16 protein-coding genes are annotated in these 16,144 nt (G+C 49.1%); all 16 read right to left on the reverse strand.

The window, feature by feature from the left end; translation table 11 throughout:
- Nucleotides 1–2 precede the first annotated feature (2 nt).
- Nucleotides 3–221, reverse strand: coding sequence for a flagellar FlbD family protein (locus JXQ28_11375; GenBank protein MBN2278332.1), 219 nt, complete (start codon nucleotides 219–221; stop codon nucleotides 3–5).
- 14 nt (nucleotides 222–235) lie between these two features.
- Nucleotides 236–2,143, reverse strand: coding sequence for a flagellar hook-basal body complex protein (locus JXQ28_11380; protein MBN2278333.1), 1,908 nt, complete (start codon nucleotides 2,141–2,143; stop codon nucleotides 236–238).
- A gap of 96 nt (nucleotides 2,144–2,239) precedes the next feature.
- A complete protein-coding gene (locus tag JXQ28_11385; GenBank protein ID MBN2278334.1) occupies nucleotides 2,240–2,629 on the reverse strand; it encodes a hypothetical protein in 390 nt (129 codons plus the stop codon).
- A gap of 2 nt (nucleotides 2,630–2,631) precedes the next feature.
- Nucleotides 2,632–3,321 carry a hypothetical protein gene (locus tag JXQ28_11390; protein MBN2278335.1) on the reverse strand — a complete coding sequence of 230 codons (690 nt, stop codon included), beginning with the start codon at nucleotides 3,319–3,321 and terminating at the stop codon, nucleotides 2,632–2,634.
- Nucleotides 3,322–3,330: 9 nt separating this feature from the next.
- Complete coding sequence (locus tag JXQ28_11395; GenBank protein MBN2278336.1) at nucleotides 3,331–5,022, reverse strand: flagellar hook-length control protein FliK; 1,692 nt, start codon at nucleotides 5,020–5,022, stop codon at nucleotides 3,331–3,333.
- On the reverse strand, nucleotides 5,023–5,850 hold the full coding sequence (locus JXQ28_11400; protein MBN2278337.1) for a hypothetical protein: 828 nt from the start codon (nucleotides 5,848–5,850) through the stop codon (nucleotides 5,023–5,025).
- A 228-nt stretch (nucleotides 5,851–6,078) separates the two neighbouring features.
- The gene (gene mtaB / locus JXQ28_11405) at nucleotides 6,079–7,362 is read right to left on the reverse strand and encodes a tRNA (N(6)-L-threonylcarbamoyladenosine(37)-C(2))-methylthiotransferase MtaB (GenBank protein ID MBN2278338.1); all 1,284 of its coding nucleotides are present in this window, start codon (nucleotides 7,360–7,362) and stop codon (nucleotides 6,079–6,081) included.
- A gap of 441 nt (nucleotides 7,363–7,803) precedes the next feature.
- The gene (locus tag JXQ28_11410) at nucleotides 7,804–8,457 is read right to left on the reverse strand and encodes a hypothetical protein (GenBank protein ID MBN2278339.1); all 654 of its coding nucleotides are present in this window, start codon (nucleotides 8,455–8,457) and stop codon (nucleotides 7,804–7,806) included.
- 235 nt (nucleotides 8,458–8,692) lie between these two features.
- Nucleotides 8,693–10,825 (reverse strand): 30S ribosomal protein S1, encoded by a 2,133-nt coding sequence (gene rpsA, locus JXQ28_11415; GenBank protein MBN2278340.1) that lies wholly within the window; start codon nucleotides 10,823–10,825, stop codon nucleotides 8,693–8,695.
- Nucleotides 10,826–10,939: 114 nt separating this feature from the next.
- Nucleotides 10,940–11,575, reverse strand: coding sequence for a 1-acyl-sn-glycerol-3-phosphate acyltransferase (locus tag JXQ28_11420; protein ID MBN2278341.1), 636 nt, complete (start codon nucleotides 11,573–11,575; stop codon nucleotides 10,940–10,942).
- Nucleotides 11,576–11,580: 5 nt separating this feature from the next.
- Nucleotides 11,581–12,258 (reverse strand): (d)CMP kinase, encoded by a 678-nt coding sequence (locus JXQ28_11425; protein ID MBN2278342.1) that lies wholly within the window; start codon nucleotides 12,256–12,258, stop codon nucleotides 11,581–11,583.
- A 111-nt stretch (nucleotides 12,259–12,369) separates the two neighbouring features.
- On the reverse strand, nucleotides 12,370–13,116 hold the full coding sequence (locus JXQ28_11430) for a basic amino acid ABC transporter substrate-binding protein (protein ID MBN2278343.1): 747 nt from the start codon (nucleotides 13,114–13,116) through the stop codon (nucleotides 12,370–12,372).
- Between the two features lie 145 nt (nucleotides 13,117–13,261).
- Nucleotides 13,262–14,350 carry a thrombospondin type 3 repeat-containing protein gene (locus JXQ28_11435; GenBank protein MBN2278344.1) on the reverse strand — a complete coding sequence of 363 codons (1,089 nt, stop codon included), beginning with the start codon at nucleotides 14,348–14,350 and terminating at the stop codon, nucleotides 13,262–13,264.
- Between the two features lie 208 nt (nucleotides 14,351–14,558).
- A complete protein-coding gene (locus JXQ28_11440; protein MBN2278345.1) occupies nucleotides 14,559–15,455 on the reverse strand; it encodes a hypothetical protein in 897 nt (298 codons plus the stop codon).
- A 1-nt stretch (nucleotide 15,456) separates the two neighbouring features.
- Nucleotides 15,457–15,651, reverse strand: coding sequence for a hypothetical protein (locus JXQ28_11445; protein MBN2278346.1), 195 nt, complete (start codon nucleotides 15,649–15,651; stop codon nucleotides 15,457–15,459).
- Nucleotides 15,651–16,076, reverse strand: coding sequence for a PspC domain-containing protein (locus tag JXQ28_11450; GenBank protein MBN2278347.1), 426 nt, complete (start codon nucleotides 16,074–16,076; stop codon nucleotides 15,651–15,653). The genes JXQ28_11445 and JXQ28_11450 overlap by 1 nt, the downstream gene beginning before the upstream one ends.
- Nucleotides 16,077–16,144 lie beyond the last annotated feature (68 nt).

Consider the following 16,144-nt stretch of genomic DNA (forward strand, 5'->3'; position numbering starts at 1 on the left):
TTCTACTGCTTATTATCTCTTAAACCGACTTTTGCCTCAAGGCTTGATGCCATTCTTCGAAAAGCCGCCACCCTCTTTATAATTTCATCAGGATCTTCCCTGACCATAATTTTCTTCCCATCGGTCAGACTGATTATGGTATCGGGCGTCTCCTCGATGAATTCGATGAGGTCATCGTTTATAACAATGACCTCACCGTTCAATTTCGTCACACGAATCATCTAATTCCAACCTGTTATCTCTTCAGGTTTACCAGTTCATCAAGCATGTTGTCGGAGGTGGTAATAATCCTGGCATTAGCCTGAAAACCTCTCTGAGCCGTAATCATGCTTGTAAATTCCGAGGCAATATCGACCGAGGACGCTTCCAGGGCCCCCGATGAAATCACGCCCGAAATCGTTTCCCCGGCCACGCCCTCGATAGCGTCACCGGAGTTGGCCGAAGCCTGGTACAACGACTGTCCCGCTTTAAGCAAACCGGCCTGATTATTGAAATCGGCCAATATCACCTGAGCCAGCACCCGGCTGACACCATTGGTGAAAATGCCGATAATATTGCCGGCTTTATCAATTGAGATTTTGTCAAGAATCCCCAGGCTGTATCCATTTTGCGTCAGGATCGAGGCCGTATGAGCCGAGGCGAATCCGGTCAATCCGTCATATTCGCCGATCGTCCCGGAATTGATATTAACCGACATCGGACCGGCCCCGGTTCCCGGATCAAACGTGAGGGCCGTGGCCCCGCCATTAAAATTGAAAGACAGAAGTGAACCATCGGGGTTAAACTGCACCGTCCCGCTGCCGCCACCGGTGATTACCTCGTTATCGTTAAAGGACGCCGTCCAGGTCCAGGTGTTCTGATTGGCCGACTTGAGAAATTCCAGTGTCAAGGCATGTTTGCCGCCCTGGGCATCATAAACCGTAATCGACGCGGCATGGGTTGTGTCGGCCGTGTTAATAACCGCCGTCCCGGCGCTCAAACCACTCAGGGTGTCGATTTCCACGCCTCCGTCACCCAGACCGTCAATACCGATTGCCAGACCGGAAGTATCATCGACCACAATATCCAGCGTCACCGGGGTCAGAGCCGCGGCTCCAGTTGGAGTAAATACATCCTGGCAGACAAAAGTATGGTCGGATCCGTTATTGGCTGTAAAGACGCCTCCGAATATCTCATTGACAATATTCCCCGCGACCGCCGCCGAAGATTGAATATTGTAGTCAACGCCTGAACCGGCCCGTTCCCGAGTGATCTGTATTTCGCCGCCCACCAGCTCGGCATTGACGCCGCTGATCTGGTTGATGGCATTGATCAGGTCATTGATTGTAGAATTGACCGTTAATCCCATTACTTCATCAATATGAGTCCCATTATCCCGGGACAGGGTAAAATTACTGGTATCGGTTATCCCGAGACTGGCCAGAGTCATACTGCCCGACAGCGCACTCCCGCTGGTATTGGTCCCGGTGAAGGTCGAGGTCGTTGCCTGCGCTCCGGTAATTGTCAGGGTGTGGACGCCGCCGGCGCCGTCCACGGCATCGCCGGTGACATTGTTGATTCCCGTTGTCCCGGCCGACTGCAACGTGGCTTCCGAATCGGTCGCCACCGAATTAAGATTGTTGCCCAGCGTAACAGCCGTTGTGGCACTGGCCGGATCCTGTTGACCGAATGGCAGCGTGATATTGCCGACCACCGCGCTCGACGGAATATTGCCGTTGGCGTCAGCCATCTTTCCCTGGACAAACATTCCGGTCGAGGGATCAACCAGGGTCGAATTGGCATCGAATCCAAAAGCTCCGGCCCGGGTGTAATACTTGCCGCTACCGTCAGACAGCACAAAGAATCCCGACCCCTGGATTGCCAGGTCAGTAATCTGCCCGGTAGTCTCAAGACCGCCCTGCTGGAAAAGATTATCGATCGTGGAAACCCCCATCCCCAATCCCAGCTGGAGCGGGTTGGTTCCGCCCGATATAGTCGAGGGACGGCCGGCACCTTTGTATGTCTGGACCAGGGCCTCACGGAAAGTTACCCGGCCGGTTTTAAAACCGACGGTATTGACATTGGCGATATTATTGCCAATCACATTCATCTTGACCTGGTGGTTTCTAAGTCCCGAAACCCCGGCGAACATTGATGCCATCATAACAGTAAATCCTCCTTACCCAATGGCAAGGCCTCTCCGTCTATGAACGGAGTCCAGCCTCGATTATCATTTAGACTATTATTAAACACTATTTTTCTAAAGTATCACGGCCGAATCGATCGACGTGAAAACCCCCTCCTGCAAACTGGCGCGACTGAAGGCCGTTATTATGGTCCGGCTTGGAACCGAGGCCACGTAGGCGGCATCATCATCCAGGATCAGAGTATCCTTCGATCCCTTCAGAGCCGCTTTGTCAATCGCCTGTGAAAGCTGACTGAGCTTCTCATCCGACAACTCAATCCCCCGAGAGTACAGCCGCTGCTGGGCATGTTTGGAAATACTCAGTCCCTGACTGCGCGATAATTCCTCCGAGAAAGTCGTCTTGAATGATGCCGCTTTCTCTTCGGACTGATTTGCCTGCTCCGTTATGCCGCGATTGGCAATCTCCAGCAGGCGGACTTCTCTGTTAAAATCACTGATTTTCATTCTCAGCCCTCATTCTCATCCGATTCGCTGATAGAATTGACGCCGGACAACGGTATTTCCAGTCCGCCGACCTTCAGATATGCCGAACCATCCCGATACACCACACCATCGACGCGACCCTGGATAAAGGTCGAGGGATCGAAACTGCCGCCGCTGGCGTCAATGGCCGATATCTCGACCTGGTAGTACCCGTCATCAAGTCTCTCGCCGTCATCATCTTTACCATCCCAGACGATGGTATTGGAACCGGCCGCAACATCTTCCTCGGTAATGGTCCGAACCACCGAGCCGTTAATGTCGGATATGGTTATCGTAACCTTGTCGGCATACTGGGTGGTGGTATAGCCGATCATAGGTGTATTATCACTGTCCAGATAAACACCACTGAAAGTGGCCTCGACATCTTTGCCGATCAGCGAGGTTGCCATGGTGTTGTTGATAGTCTGCATCTGAAGGTAATCCCAATTCAACGACTCACTGAGCGATTCATTGATATTACTCATCTGTTCCAGACTTGAGAACTGGGCCAAATCGGCGATAAAAGCCTCATCATCCATGGGATCCAGCGGATCCTGGTGGGTCATCTTGGTAATCAAAAGCTGAAGAAAATCGTCTTTTCCCAGCTCTTTCAAGGACCCGGTGGCGATTTCATTGCCATTGGCATCGGTTGCAACCGGTGAAATTATACCCATAATTATCTCCTAAGCCAGCCAGTTGACTCCCCCGGAACCGATATAAAGACCCACTCCGGAAGATCGGTCGACTGATGTCATTTCCGTTGATATCCGATTTGCCTGACGGTTTACATCATAGCGGTAACGCCCGTGCGATGACATTCTGTCCGGCGAATATTTCTGCCCGATCTGACCGCCGCCGATTGAAACCTGGAAGGAATCCAGCTTGATCCCCTTGGACGACAATCCCTCGAATAACTGCTGAAGATTGCTTTCAACAGCCGCCCGGGCGGTGGAATTATCGACCACCATGCGGCCGCAGATAGCATCATGATGCGAGCTCAAAGTCAGGCGGACCGTTCCCAGATGCTCCGGTTCGAGCTTGATGAATACCGTGCGATTATTATTGGTCCCTTCCGATTTAACATTGTCCGGAAGGACAAACCGAACCGGCGTTATTTCTTTAGTGTCCGCAGTTGTGCCTGATTTGCCTGAATCGGCAGCCGCCGTATGAGTGATCTCCGGCGATGTTGTCTTAAGATCAACAGCATTCTTGCTCGATAACTCTCCTGCGGTATTATTCGCTTTTATTATTCCATTTGAATCCGGCTCTTTCTTTTCCTCGACATGAGTAGAATTCGGTCCGGCAGAACCTGTCCTTCCATCACCGCTTTCAACCGGCTTAACGGCTTCCATTGTCTGCGACTGACCTGCTTCAACCTGCCTGGATTGGTTCCTGCCGGCATCCTCTGATTTGATAGCCTTGGTGTCTTTGGTAATATGAACCGCCATACCTGGACGCGATAAAACTGATTTCATATTCTTCTGATGATCATTTTCACCGGCGGAAATTTCCGAATCGGCTTTCAGTCCGTCATTCTCGGGTTTCATCTTCGAATCGCTGATCTCAACCTCATTAATGTTGAGCGCATTCTGTAACCGGGTCATACTCTCGGCCATCTTCGAATTGGCCATATCCGGTGTTTGCTTGGTTATGTATGATACCGAAACCTTAAGGTTTGTCTCCGTTTTTTGATCCGAATTCCCGAGTACCATCGGATCTTCCTCGATTGCGCTATTATCCGTTAACCCGGAAAATATATCAAGGTGTCTGGTCGATGATCCCGTCGTGGGTACAACGGTATTTGCGGAGAATAACCGGCTATTTAATGATGATGCTTTATCTGATAACGATTCGGTCGGCAGCCCTTCCAATCCCGGAATGGAGACCTCCGTTTCGGGTTCCTGTCCGGTATTTATCATATTCTCAACCGGCATGGTTTTTTCCGCCGATATATTAACCAGCCCTTTGACATCAGAATTTATTCTATCGAAAAGAATATCGTTTAATACTTGTTCAGAGTCATCCTGTCCCGAGAGCGATAATATGGCCTGTTCCTTGTCTTGACTATCAGCCGGCCATGTTCCAGTCAGCAAGACTTCCGTCGTTCCGGCCTTAAGGAATAAATCGTTTAACAGAATCGTCTCCTGATTATCCCCCGATAATGCCGATTTTTTATTTTCCGGCAGAATATCAAGTAATCCCTTACCGCCTATTGCATCCTCTTCTCCATCCGATATTTGTATCCCTTCCAGAAGAAGATCCATGAAATCTCCACCCGACACATCAGCCGGATTTCCGGCCGGCTGTTTCCCGGTCACATCAACCTGTCCGGTGCCGGTATTCAGGAGATTCATTGTCAGCAGAAACGGATTCATCTAATCCACCTTCACCGTGATTAATTGGGTCGAAAGTTTGGCCGCCCGCTTGGGAGGCATCATAGCCAGAATTTTCGAGGCATTGGCCGGTTTCATCCTTGGTAGTATTGCCGTCACAATCGAATCCGGAAGATTCGCAAACAGCTTGGCAACTTCATCCGGTTTCATTCCGTCGTACAACCGGGCCAGTTTGATAATCCGGGCCGACTCGGCTTGATCCAGTTTAACCAGGCTTTGCCCGACCGTATATTCAAGCGCCTTCAGTTGCCTTTCCCGGCTGTCGATTTCCACCCGGCGACGGTTCAGACTGTCCATCTGCTTCTCAATCCAGTTGAGCGTATCCGATGAATCTTTCGGAGTCATTCCCAGCTCTTCAGCCGAATTTTCCATCTCCGGCGTCCAGAACAGGAAATCCAGTTCCTTCATTATTGCGGCCGTATCGATTTCAAGTATGTCCACATCCTTCTTGGTAAAGCCTGATGAAACCGAATCAGTCTTGCCGCCCGTGGTCTCTTTATGTGCTATATTATCAGGAGGTATGGCTTTCTTCTGGTGCTCGTCCGAAACCGTTTCACCGGCGGCCGTCTCATGACTGACTTCCACCGTTTCCGTTGATGAGGTCTCTTCACCCGCGGGTTTATCATTGTCTCCATTGAAGACAAAGAGAAACAGAACGGCGGCCAGGACAAACGCCCCGAAGGCGCTCCCGGCCGGAATCAAGTACGGTTTGAATCGATCTATCAGCGAGGCCTTCTTTGGCGGCTCATCGTCCAATCCGTAAACTTCCTCTTCGACTTTCTCAGCTTTCTTATCTTTATCATCAGCCATATCAATAGTCCTGACTATAGTTTTCCGACAATTCATTAAGCAACGGTTGTGCCAACATTGTTTCAACTGCCACAACGCACTACATCACAATAGGTTGCGGACATGAGAGCAAAGCCGGCGGGCGGAAAAAAGGAATCGTAAAAGAAAAGTTTTCCTGATTGTCAGGTAAAATTGTTCGGATTGTCGGATATGGATTAAAGAAAAAAGACCGCTACATTATATATGTATTCAACCGGGGATAATTTCGCCGGTGAGATTACGGTCCGTGGCCCCGGTTATTTTTATCCGGAGAAGTTCTTTGCCGCCCCCTGATTCCAGCGGCAAGACCACCTTAAGATAATTATCGGTGATTCCCCAGTAATGCCGGCCGCTTTTTGATCTATGCTCCGAGATCGCGATAGCAACCTGCCCGATCTCTCTTTTTAAAGCCAGAGTATAATGCTTTCTGGAAATTTCTCTTAAAACCCGGTTCCGATTCTTGATAATATCGGGATTGATTTTCTCCGTCATTTCGGCCGCGACTGTCCCGGGCCGGTCGGAGTATGAAAACACATGAAGATAATCCAGCCACCCGGAATCCGACACCGCCGCGGATCCGGCAAAATCATCCTCGGTTTCACCGGGAAAACCGACAATTATATCCGCCCCGATTACAACTTCCGGAATGTTTTCTTTAACATACCGGATGATTTCCAGATACCGCCCGGTATCGTACGGACGGCGCATCAGTTTGAGGACCCGATCCGATCCGGACTGAAGCGGGATATGCAGATGTCGGCAGACCCGTTCGCCCCCCTCGTTGATCACCCGCACCAGATCGGTATCAACCTCCTGGGGTTCGATCGATGACAGCCTGATTCGAGAGATATTGGTATTATTCAATATATATCGCACCAGATCGGCCGGTGATTCGAGATCACCATAGCGGTACATCCCGATATGAATCCCGGTTAACACCACTTCGTTGTATCCGTGGGCGGCCAGGTTGTTGATTTCATCAACAATTTCCTCGGGCGGACGGTTATTCAGGGGCCCCCGCACCATCGGGATAATGCAGTATGAACACCGCTGATTGCATCCATCGCCGATTTTAATCCAGGCCCGGTTGTGATCGTGGAATTCGTTTATGGCTTTCGGTTGTTCGGCGGTCTGGCCGTTTTCGAACAGGTGGGGGAAACGGTTTTTGAGCATTTCCAGTATGGCGGTCTTTTCATTGTTATTGACCACCAGATCGACCCCGTTCAGACGGGCCACTTTTTCCCGGTCGGCATCGACATAACAGCCGATCACCACCACCGGCGGATTGTTTTCTCGTCGCGCGGCCCGGGAAATAATATTGCGGCATGAGGCGTCGGCGCGGCCGGTCACGGTGCAGGTGTTGATAATATAGAGGTCGGCCGGATCATTGAATTCCACCCGGTCGAACCCGCACAGAGTCAGCTGGGCCGCGATTTTTTCGGTCTCATATTGGTTGAGCCGGCACCCGACAGTTTCAAACGCCACCCGTTTCATACGGTTAATATACGCATTCGGCAGGCAAAAATAAAGAGGGGGAATGAAGTTGTTAAGGGCTATTGGCTGAAGTCATTTTGATGATTTTAAATTGCTGAGGTTGGTGTTCCGAATGGATTAGATAAAGGGTATTCGTTAGGAACCTCTACCTGAAAATCAACAATGTATTTTATTACAAAGCCCTCACGGCCTTTTCAAATAAATCGTTCTTTATTCTCTCTTTGTTTTGATTTAGGAACGATTTTAGTCTATTATTTATAGCCGAACACCCAGAAATCTGATTGTTATTGATTATACCTTCGCATATCATATTTAAATCAGTTTCTGAATAATTGCTAATACCAAGGACAATTCTAGAGATTAAATACTCCGTTTATTATGGTTATAACTGGTCCCAATGATATATCCATATTTTGTTTTCCTTTATAATATCACTTGTAATTAAACCTCTTCCGATACATTATCCTTCAACATCCTCTCATTCATCACTTCCCTGCACACGACTATATTCTCCTCGATTAAAACACGCATCAATGACGGCCTGAACATGTAAGCATAAATAAAAAATATTATTGCCGCCAGGGCTGTACATGCCCCCATACAAATGAATAAAACCGAACGATCGTTATATGCCAGACAAAAAGAAATTACTAAGGCAGATAATACAATAATAATATGAAACATGAAAATCGGGGGATAAAACATCATGGAATCCGGAATAGCGCTTTTATCCAGTTTCTCCTCAACAATTCTTCTTACCTCCTTCTTACTTCTGCTTTTCTTCCATCTTCGATATTCTCTCAAAAATGTTTCCCAGCCTCTCCAGTTCTTTTTATCATCACTTTCAAGCACCACCTGGATATACGCGACAATTCTGGCGGCACTCCGCAACCGATTGGCGGTAAACCATAAATTAAATAATAACAGCGCGGTTATAGAAGGGGGAATGAAAACCAAGTATGATTTCTCCAGAAATTTGAAGGCCGCCGCACAAATGGTAACAATCAAAAGCGGTCTTTCAAATATCCATCTTATTCCTTCTCGAAGTTCACTTCTTAAGGTCTGATATTCCTGATTAATCTCGAATAGTGGCATGTTGGCTCCCTCCCGCTCTATGAAGCATATTCAAAGAAATCAAAATCGAGAGCCGGGCATTTTGTCTGGTGTAGCGAGATATTCGTTAATTATAATACACGACCGGTTAATCGGCAATGAATTTTAATTAGTCCTGATTCTGTCTTGATACAAATTCCCCCAATAAAAAAGCGGCGAGGGCTCGCCGCTTTCTATCATAATCAACTATGATCTATCTCAACCGATCAGGCAATCCTTACACCTGTTCCGGGTTTTCCCCGCTCTCCTCACCACCTGCCGGCTCCGCCGTATCGGGCGTCGTCTCGGCCGGCGATGATTCGCTTTCCAGGGTTTCGACCGGAATTTCATCGGATGGTTCCGGGGCCGATTCGATCGGCTCGGTGGATATCATCCCCGGCGTTTTGGCCGCCAGAGCATCACCCATCGAAACCGTTCGGGTCGGATGTTTGGCCAGGAACTGATCCAGTTCGGACTGCTCCCGCTTCTTGTAATACGAGGATACCGACAGGACAATCTTGTGCGCCTGGCGGTCGAACTCGATCACCTGAAGCGGAATCTGGTCGCCCTCGTTGAAGGCATCGGCGGGATTCTCGAGATCTTCCTTGCCCAGTTGATGGGTCGGGACAAATCCCTCGACTTCGCCATCCAGCTCCACCGTCACCCCGCGATCCAGCACCCGGGTGATCGTCCCCAGGCAGTCGGTCGCGACGGCGTACTTCTTGGCAATATCCGGCCAGGGATCGTTCTTGAGTTGTTTGAACCCCAGGGAAATCCGGCGGTTTTCATGATCGATCCGCAGAATCCGGACATCGATCTTATCGCCCTTTTTCATCAGCTCCGAGGGATGCTGAATCCGTTTGGTCCATGACATATCCGAGATATGAATCAGACCGTCGATTCCCTCCTCGAGCTCGATAAAGGCGCCGAAAGCCGTCAGGTTGCGAACCTTGCCGGAAACGATCTTACCGACCGGGTACTTCTGCTCGATGGTCTCCCATGGATCGGGTTCCATCTGCTTGATACCCAGCGATATTTTCTCGTTCTCGCGGTCCACCGAAAGCACCACAGCATCGATCTTGTCGCCGACATTCATGATCTTCGACGGGTGCTTGATATGCTGGGTCCAGGACATCTCGGAAATATGAATCAATCCCTCGACTCCCTTTTCCAGTTCCACAAATGCACCGTAGTCGGTGATTGAAACCACCTTGCCGGTAACTTTCTTGCCGATCGGATATTTCTCTTCGATATTTTCCCACGGGTACGGCGTCAACTGCTTCAACCCGAGAGAAATGCGCGACGTCTTCTCGTCAAAATCGAGAATCTTGACCTTGATGATGTCGCCCAACGAAACCAGCTCACTGGGATGTTTGATCCGCCCCCACGACATATCGGTGATATGCAGGAGGCCATCGACTCCGTCAAGATCGATAAAAACACCGAAGTCGGTGATGTTCTTGACGATCCCGTCGCGAACCTGGTTAACCTCGATTTCCTTCAGCAGCGCACCCCGCTTCGACTCGCGCTCCTCTTCGAGAACCACGCGCCGGGAAACCACGATATTTCTCCGGTTCTTGTTGAGCTTGATAATCTTCAGTTCCATCTCGGTGCCGATCAGGGCATCGAAATCGGGAACCTGTCTCAAAGCAATCTGTGAACCGGGTAGAAAGGCGTCTACACCCATGATATCGACCACCACGCCGCCCTTGATCCGGCGGACAATTTTCCCGATCACCAGATCACCGGCATCATGACACTCATGGATTTTATCCCAGACAATCATGAAATCGGCTTTCTGCTTGGAAAGAATCAACTGGCCGTTGGCATCCTCGATCTGCTGTAAATAGACTTCGATCTGGTCGCCCACGGCAATATTGATGGGTTCCGGGAATTCGGTCAGGGGGATAATCCCCTCGGATTTGAACCCGACATCGACAATCACATCGGTCTTGGATACACCGAGGACTGTCCCCGAAACAATTTCGCCTTCCTTGATATCCTTGATGGTGCTTTCGTACAGCTCCAGCATCCGGTTGTACTCCTCCTCGGAATACTCGCGGCTGTTGATATCGGTCAGCTTCATGGCATCGACTGTAACGATATCGGCCTTCTTTTCTTCGGCCTGTTCCTCACGGGCAGCGGCTTTTTCGGAAAGACGCCTGGTCCGGGCGGTTTCGATTTTCTCGACGGTCTGTTGTTCGACCACCTCCGTCCCGACAACGTTTTCAGTCTTTTCGGACTTGACCAGTTTTACTTTCTGGATCTTGGTCTTTTTTGACTTGGCCGCTTTACGCTTGGTGCGCTTGGGAAGTGCATCACCTCCTGTCGTTGTGGATTTTGTTGCAGTTTTCTTTTTGGCTTCAGCCATTTTGGAAAGGTCCTCCTTCGTCTATATTTATCCCTGGGCGGCATCCGCCCGGGCGGGATATTCGTGTCTTATACGTCGACAAAATTAATATCGACCCGAAAAAATATTATTCCATCAGTGAACCGGTTCCGGCGTCAGGCCATTCCGATCCAAAAATTCCTTTTTCAGCTCCCCGATACGTTCCATAATATACACCGCCAGATTCCGGTACCCCTCCCGGTCATCGGAAAACTCGGCGATCTTATCCGTCCCGATCGGCCGCCCGAAAATCGTCCCCAGCCGGTTTCGCCCCAGAAAGCACTCCTTCAGCCGATTGGCCCCGTTAATATAAACCGGTACCACCGGCACCATATTCCGGCGGGCCAGCAAACCGACTCCCGGATGGGGCGACAGAAATGAATCACTTTGGGAACGCGTTCCCTCGGGGAATATAGTCAACCCCTGTCCGGATTTGAGAATACCGGTGGTGATTTCAATGGCCTTCCGGTCGAAACCCCGTCGGTTGATGGGGTGAGCCTTCGTAGCGCTTATCAGCCAGCCAAACAGGCGATTACGAAACAATTCCTTCTTGGCCATAAAATGCACCAGTCGCGGCGATGATGCCCCGACCAGGGGCGGATCGTAATACGAAATATGATTGCAGGCCAGGATAAACGGCCCCTCCGCTGGAATATTCCTGTTATCCATAATCCTGATTCTGAAAACCACGACCGCGACAGACCTGATGACTATCCATCCCAACCAGAACATCAGATTCATATCTGCTTAAACCTGGCTTTGGCCAGTATCATTATCCTTTCGACCTGTTCTTCGACATTCATATTGGTGGTATCGATCAGAACCGCGTCGCGGGTCCTGACCAGTGGCGAGGCCTTTCTCTGGCTGTCATACTCGTCACGTTTGGCCACCAGTTGCACCTGTTCCTCCAGAGTGCTGGAAATCCCCTGGTGAGCAAAATCAATCATCCGCCGTCTGGCCCGTTCCTCAAGCGAAGCGGTCAGGTAAATCTTAAGATCCGCCTCGGGGAAAACTACCGACGTGGTATCTCGGCCCTCGGCCACCACCCCGCCTTCTTTGGCCATTTCTTTTTGCCGGGCTACCAGCGCCTGGCGAACTTCGGCCAGAGCCGATACCGGTGAAACCGCTTTGGTTACCTCCGGCGATCTGATGGCCTCGGTAACATCCTTTCCATTAAGGAAGACGTGATTGATACCATTTTCAATCTTGAAATCAATTGCAATTCTGGCGGCAATAATTTCCAGCCGGGGAACATCATCGACGGCGACCTCGTTTTCCAATGCGAACAGCGTCACCGCCCGATACATGGCACCGGTATCCAGATAACGGTACCCGAGCTTCTCGGCTAACATCCGGGCTGTCGTGGATTTTCCAGAACCGGCCGGGCCATCAATCGCAATTACCTTTCCATCCATTACGGAAAGTCTATATGGTTTCGACATAAGCCCTATATCATAAAGAAAAGCCGGGAAAAATCAACTCCTTTTTGTAGTTTTGGAGAAATAATTACGCCTTCGAACGGAATGTCAGTTTTCCGATGAAGAATCCGGCCGAATAAAATCGCCCCCGGGAAACCAGCAGGCGGCGATTTTATCATACTCGCCATCGGTTTTTATCTGCCGCAGGGCGGTATTGATCTTTTCCAGTAATTCAATATTTTTCCGGGCCACAGCAATACCGTAATATTCCTCGGACAACAAATCACCGACAATTTTGGCCCGGCCCTTAAGCCGGATATACTCAGTAGTTGTGGGAAAATCATTCAATACCGCGTCGATTCGCCCGTTTTCCATATCGATAAAAGCCGCCCCGATATTATCAAAAGAAAAAACCGATACCCCGGGTAACGATTTGGCCATTCTCTCCCCGGTTGTCCCAAGTTGGACCCCGACTTTGCGGCCCCGAAGATCATCCGTTGAATGTATTATCGTGTCTCCCTGCGGAACCGCAATTACCTGCCCGGCCAGATAATATGGCTCGGAAAAAAGAACAATGGCTTTTCGCTGGGGTGTAATCGTCATGGCCGATATAATACAGTCATATTTATCGCTCTTTAATCCGGAAATTATACCGTCAAAAGGCGTGATTATAAACTCCGGTTCCCATCCGTTTATCCGGCAGACGGCGCTGATAATATCAATATCGAAACCCTCGGGGTTGCCCGTCTCGGTGTTGACCATTTCGAAAGGAGGATAGGTGGCGTCGGTCCCGATCCTTAAAACCCCGGAGCTTTTCCAGCCCGGAGTTTCACTCCCGGGGCCGCACCCCGACATTATCAACAATATTGCAAATATAAAAAAAATAAACCGATACATTCAATCCACGTCTTCTGGATCAACATTATAGATATAATCAGCCGGGAATGCAAACACAAATGATGCGACTCAATGAAAATCGATCCTCATTATATATCGATCTTCATTCTGAGCATTTTGGTTTCGATCCGCCGCGATAAAGATAATTAACGAAATAGGTAACATCCAGAATATTCACCCGGCCATCGCCATTGGTATCAGCACAGAGGATACTGTCGCAGGCATCCCCCTTGCCATCTCCATCGCTGTCGAGTTGATCGGGATTGGCCGCAGTTGGACAATTATCGCAGATATCACCTTTGCCGTCAAAGTCCTGATCGGCTTGATCCGGATTAGCCGCCTCCGGGCAATTATCGCAATCGTCACCGATATTATCATTATCAGTATCAACCTGGTCAATATTGGAAATAGCCGGGCAATTGTCGCATACATCTCCTAATCCATCTTCATCCGTATCGGCCTGGTCGGGATTATACCCCGTGATGCAGTTATCATTGATATCGCAAACATCATCATTATCATCATCCTGGCAGGCTACCACCGGCCAGCATCGTCCCCCTTCGAGCCAGCCTACCTCGGGAATTATTCCGTTGGATTCAATATCGGCAAAAAGGAAATCTCCAGCCGGAGGGATAAAAGTGCTGTCAAAACAAAATGTGGCTGGTCCGGTCGGTTCATGGGCGATAATATGAAAAGTCATCATCTCCTCCAGATCACCCGGTAAAAGGCCATTCACCGCCCCGAATCCTCCAATCATGATCGAATCCGGCGTTACTCCATCAAAATACGTCTCGTTGGTAATCAATCCGCTGGTAGCGTCCCAGACCGTCCGATGGGTGGCGTTTTCATCCCACATACGACATCCGGGAATCACATTGACTGTCATCAGGTCGCCGAAACCACCCGGTTTAGACAAAATATCGACTACCGCACCATCATCTGACCATAAAACGAACCCGAGATTCATACTGGCCAGATGAACATCGTTTTCAATCCAGATCCTGATAACATATTCCAAATTCGAATAAAGCGTATCGACCGGCGTATCCTCCCCGATCGGTACGATATCGACATCAACCAGATTGGCCGACCATAAATTGCCCGGCATTAGAAATACCACAATCAATATTATGACATTATATAAACAGAACTTTTTCATACCTGATATCCATTCCATAAAGTATTCGTTCATTCCCGGCGATCCCGGAGGCAAGACTTTTTTTACCTTTCCTCCCCGTATCAAAAACCCAAATTATAATAAATATAATCAAAAAACTGATTCCGTCAAGCCGATAATTGCATATGATACAATAACTTGCCTATTAATTAAGGCAGCCTTAAGCAGTCATTAAAAAAGAGGGCCGCCTCTGCGACCCTCTCCTTTAGTCTCCCCAAAACCATCAGTAAAAATCTATGGAGAAGTGACGCAACTCTTCGGGAAGTATCAAAGAAACCTTAATACCGGATGTATCAAAGCCATTGGTAACATAATCATCGGCCAGGATCCCAAAACCGATTCTTTCCAGATAATTGCCATACTTATCGCCCAAAACCTTAACTCCACAGCCACTAGGGAGCTTGATTTTGAGGCTGTTGTCGATACCTCCAATCCTGACCGAAACCAAGGGCGTTTTGTCACCTATTTTCAGATAAATATCCCCATCTTCGTTTTCGACCGTCAATTCTTCGACCGGAACCGATTCCAGATATAGATTGACATTGGAATTTTCACCCAGACATTCCAGCTTAAGCGGTTTTTCATCGGAAAAAGCCAGTTGCCAGTCATCCCGGCGGGAACCATTCCTGAAATAGATACCGCTGTGAAGGTGGGCCGATTCGCATATATTGATTTCAGCCACCCGGTTCCTGGTATTGAAGTCGATATCGGGCTTACGCATAAAACGGTCAAAACGGGCTGAAGCCAGGTTATAACTGGTACGGTTGACGAAAATGTCTGTTTCACCGTGTTCCACCCGGGCTTCTATTAACTCTATATCAGGTTCATCATCGGCATCCCAGCTATATGATGTAAAAAAACTGCCCCGATAATTATCGGCCCCGACATCCGCCGCCACATAAACCATTGCCGCCACCAGAATCAAAGGCGCCAGGTAGGATATAAATTGCAATCTGGTTCGCAGGAATATCTTTTCGATTCCGATGGCAATCAGAATCAGCGGCCACCAGATTAATAATTCGTACCAATAATCCCAATCGAGATACCCGGCATTATTCAGAAGCAGTATAATCCCGATCGTAATAAACAGAATTCCCCAGCGAAATCTGCTTGGCGTCATACTACAGCCCTCCCTCACCGGCTTTTTCGGTAGATTCCACCCGGTACCGTTTCCTCAGGATTAATTCCAGACCTACAACCACCAGGATCAAAGGCCAGAGATCAACAATGTCGATATCAATAAACCCTGCGTGGTCGGCGAGGAAAAGAAATCCCGCCAGAACCAGGGCTATTCCCCAGATGATATTGCCATTCATCAGTTCACCTCCCCCGCATTATGAATCGGGCCGGTCGTGTCAATGGAACCCGATTTGCGATGAAGAATCAGGGCCAGTCCAACGGCTATCAATATGGCCGGCCAGAAGAAATCCCAAAAATCGAACCACCAGTATATATTTTTTAACAGAAAGATTATCCCAAGACCGATTAAAAGAACGCCCGGCCAGAATTTCTTCCATTGGTTGTTATCATAAACCGGTTTTGTCTCCTCCATTCCGAATGGCCGATGAGGCATTATAATCCAGGCCACAATATAGGCTATCAGGCCGATACCATCGGCAAAAACCAAGAGAATGGCGAGGATACGTACCAAGGTTGGATCGACCCCAAAATATTCGCCGACCCCGCCGCAGACTCCGGCTATTTTTCTGTCAACTCTCGATCGATATAGCTTTTTGCTCATAAGTCACTCCTTGAAGGACTTTTCTTACCTTCTGGTACAGAATACGGCCTTCCCTCAAAAAGGTTGCT

The sequence above is a fragment of the Candidatus Zixiibacteriota bacterium genome (genome assembly GCA_016933955.1).
GTDB lineage: Bacteria > Zixibacteria > MSB-5A5 > GN15 > PGXB01 > JAFGTT01.

Coding starts and splice junctions, on each gene's coding strand:
- JXQ28_11375 (MBN2278332.1), bottom strand. CDS start 221: ATGATTCGTGTGACGAAATTGAACGGTGAGGTCATTGTTATAAACGAT.
- JXQ28_11380 (MBN2278333.1), bottom strand. CDS start 2,143: ATGATGGCATCAATGTTCGCCGGGGTTTCGGGACTTAGAAACCACCAG.
- JXQ28_11385 (MBN2278334.1), bottom strand. CDS start 2,629: ATGAAAATCAGTGATTTTAACAGAGAAGTCCGCCTGCTGGAGATTGCC.
- JXQ28_11390 (MBN2278335.1), bottom strand. CDS start 3,321: ATGGGTATAATTTCACCGGTTGCAACCGATGCCAATGGCAATGAAATC.
- JXQ28_11395 (MBN2278336.1), bottom strand. CDS start 5,022: ATGAATCCGTTTCTGCTGACAATGAATCTCCTGAATACCGGCACCGGA.
- JXQ28_11400 (MBN2278337.1), bottom strand. CDS start 5,850: ATGGCTGATGATAAAGATAAGAAAGCTGAGAAAGTCGAAGAGGAAGTT.
- mtaB (MBN2278338.1), bottom strand. CDS start 7,362: ATGAAACGGGTGGCGTTTGAAACTGTCGGGTGCCGGCTCAACCAATAT.
- JXQ28_11410 (MBN2278339.1), bottom strand. CDS start 8,457: ATGCCACTATTCGAGATTAATCAGGAATATCAGACCTTAAGAAGTGAA.
- rpsA (MBN2278340.1), bottom strand. CDS start 10,825: ATGGCTGAAGCCAAAAAGAAAACTGCAACAAAATCCACAACGACAGGA.
- JXQ28_11420 (MBN2278341.1), bottom strand. CDS start 11,575: ATGTTCTGGTTGGGATGGATAGTCATCAGGTCTGTCGCGGTCGTGGTT.
- JXQ28_11425 (MBN2278342.1), bottom strand. CDS start 12,258: ATGGATGGAAAGGTAATTGCGATTGATGGCCCGGCCGGTTCTGGAAAA.
- JXQ28_11430 (MBN2278343.1), bottom strand. CDS start 13,116: ATGTCGGGGTGCGGCCCCGGGAGTGAAACTCCGGGCTGGAAAAGCTCC.
- JXQ28_11435 (MBN2278344.1), bottom strand. CDS start 14,350: ATGAACGAATACTTTATGGAATGGATATCAGGTATGAAAAAGTTCTGT.
- JXQ28_11440 (MBN2278345.1), bottom strand. CDS start 15,455: ATGACGCCAAGCAGATTTCGCTGGGGAATTCTGTTTATTACGATCGGG.
- JXQ28_11445 (MBN2278346.1), bottom strand. CDS start 15,651: ATGAATGGCAATATCATCTGGGGAATAGCCCTGGTTCTGGCGGGATTT.
- JXQ28_11450 (MBN2278347.1), bottom strand. CDS start 16,076: ATGAGCAAAAAGCTATATCGATCGAGAGTTGACAGAAAAATAGCCGGA.